Here is a 2,324-nt window from a genome sequence, read left to right on the forward strand (position 1 = left end):
GAAACCGGGTCGGCTCCCTCGGGCTGGGACTTCGACCCCGATGGCGGAGAGGACTGGGCCGCATGAGCGCGAAACCCTCTGCCTCGCAGGTGAATCCGATCGTGCAAGCCGCCGCCGGCCAGGTGAAGGCCAAGCGGCGTCGCCCCGCCAAGGCGAAGGACCTCCCGCGCTGGGAGTGCCGAAACCAACTCTCCTTGTTCGATCCCTCGGAAGGTGCCGGGAAGTGACCAACAATCAGCAGCAGTCACAGAAGTTGGACGTGTTCGACCTGTTCGCCCTCGGCGTGTTGCAGGGTATCGGGTTCGTGTTCGTCGCCGCCTGGTGGGCGGTGTTGTTCCCGATGATCTCGATTCCGGTCGGAATCGCTGTCGCTGCGTGGGTTTTGGTGTCGTGGGTGCTGGGTGTCGTGGTGGTCGGGGTGTTCATCGCGGGGATGGTGCTGTGGCGACTGCGGAGCCCGCAGACCTTCGAGCGTTGGATCACCTCACGAGCACGACACAGGGCCGTCTCGTGGTGGCGGTACCGCCGGCACTGGGCCAGACTCGCCATTGCCTGTCACTTGGGCGTACGAAACATCGACGGCACTATGCGCGCTCCCCGGCTGATCGGGATCACCACCTCGTCCTCGGTGGATCGGTTGCGGGTGCGGATGTTGGAGGGTCAGTGCCCTGTCGACTACGCCGAACGCACCTCGCGGATCGCGCACACTTTCGGAGCTCTGGACTGCCGCGCCATCATCGTCGGCCCGGGAACGGTGGAACTGGTTCTGCGGCACAAGGATTCGCTCGCCGAAACGGTCACTCTGCCCCGAATCGGCGGTACCGAACAGCGGAAGGACGCAGCCTGATGAACTCGACAGCTCCCGAACCGCGGTTGACTGCCCAGCAGCGACGTTCCATCCCGAACTTGGTCGAAATCGCTCAGGCCACCGCCGAGAAGTTCGACGTGTGCCAGCGACCGATCCCGATGCGGATCGAGGACCCGAAAACCGGCACGATCACCTACGAGGGTGCACCGTGCAAGTCCACGATGGAATCGGTGTGCCCGGCCTGCGCAAAAGCCAACCGCGCGTTGCGGATTCAGCAGTGCCGCGAAGGCTGGCACATCGCCTCCGAACCGGTCGAATACAAACCCGAACCCACCGAGGCACAGACCGCGATCATCGCCGCTCGCTCCGATCTGGCCGAGCAATACCGTGCCGCGGTCGCTGACGGTGACGAGGACGCTGCCGCCGGCATCAAGGAAGTGGTCGCGGACCTGGATGCGGAACTGCGGGAACTGGGCGTGCGTGGTCGGCTGCCGAGTCTGGACGAGACCGGGAAGGATCGCCGGCGGCGTTCTACTCGTCGGCGCCAGGATGTTCCGGACCTGCCTCGCCGCAAGGTCGAAAAGCGCACGGTGGGCAAGGAAATCGGCGGCTACCTGTCGAGCATGTTCGTCACACTCACCATGCCGTCCTACGGGCGGATCAATCAGGACGGTGCGACCGACGACAAGGGCCAACCCTGTTCGGATGGCTCCCCGGTCCACCCGGGCAGCTACGACTACCAGCGTCAGGCCCGCGATGCGGTGTTCTTCTCCCGGCTGGTGGATCGCTGGATTCAGAACCTGCGCCGTGCGGTCGGCTGGGACGTGCAGTATTTCGCGGTGGTCGAACCGCAGAAACGCGGTGCCCCGCACCTGCACATCCTGATCCGTGGCGCGATCTCGCGCGAGTTGCTCAAGCAGGTGACCGCGGCGACCTATCACCAGGTGTGGTGGCCTCGCTTCGATCAGGAGAACCGCGTCTACGGCGGCGACTTCCAGCCGGTGTGGGATCACCGACAGGCGACCTTCGTGGACCCGACGACCCACCAGCCGTTGACGTTCTGGGATGACGCGCTGGACATCCTCGATTCGGTAGACGATCTCGAGCCTGCGCATGTGGTGCGTTTCGGTACCCAGATGGATCGCCAGCAGATCAAGGGCGTGATCGCGGAGAAGGCCGGCAAGACGATCGGCTACGTCACCAAATACCTGGTGAAGTCCATCAGCGAAATCATCGAACCTCGCTCGGACCGCGCGGCCGAGCACTACGACCGGTTGCATGCCGAGCTGCAGAACGTTCCGTGCTCGCCGCGCTGCCCGGTCTGGCTCGAATACGGCATCGTCCCCCAAGGCGCGACCGGCAAGACGATCCCCGGTCGGTGCAAGGGCAAAGCGCACCGCCGAGACACCCTCGGAATGCCCGGCCGCCGAGTCCTGGTGTCCCGCAGGTGGACCGGCAAGACGCTTCCGGATCACAAGGCCGATCGCGCGGAATTTGTTCGGCAAATGCTCGCCGA

The 2,324-nt window shown here is 64.9% G+C and carries 3 protein-coding genes; all 3 read left to right on the plus strand.

Going from position 1 to position 2,324, the window contains the following annotated elements; all coding sequences use genetic code 11:
• The first annotated feature begins 62 nt into the window (after positions 1 to 62).
• Entirely contained in the window at positions 63 to 227 is a 165-nt protein-coding gene (locus IG65_RS38300) for a hypothetical protein (RefSeq protein ID WP_156055934.1), read from the plus strand.
• The gene (locus IG65_RS0133795) at positions 224 to 847 is read left to right on the plus strand and encodes a hypothetical protein (protein WP_030518985.1); all 624 of its coding nucleotides are present in this window, start codon (positions 224 to 226) and stop codon (positions 845 to 847) included. The genes IG65_RS38300 and IG65_RS0133795 overlap by 4 nt, the downstream gene beginning before the upstream one ends.
• Positions 847 to 2,324, plus strand: a 1,478-nt coding sequence (locus IG65_RS0133800) for a replication initiator (RefSeq protein WP_051757321.1), incomplete at its 3' end; no start/stop codon positions are given. The genes IG65_RS0133795 and IG65_RS0133800, both read left to right, overlap by 1 nt.

The organism is Nocardia sp. NRRL WC-3656 (assembly GCF_000720265.1).
GTDB classification, from domain to species: domain Bacteria; phylum Actinomycetota; class Actinomycetes; order Mycobacteriales; family Mycobacteriaceae; genus Nocardia; species Nocardia nova.

Bases quoted from the DNA above. Each gene is read 5' to 3' on its own strand.
- IG65_RS38300 (WP_156055934.1), top strand. From the start codon at position 63: ATGAGCGCGAAACCCTCTGCCTCGCAGGTGAATCCGATCGTGCAAGCC.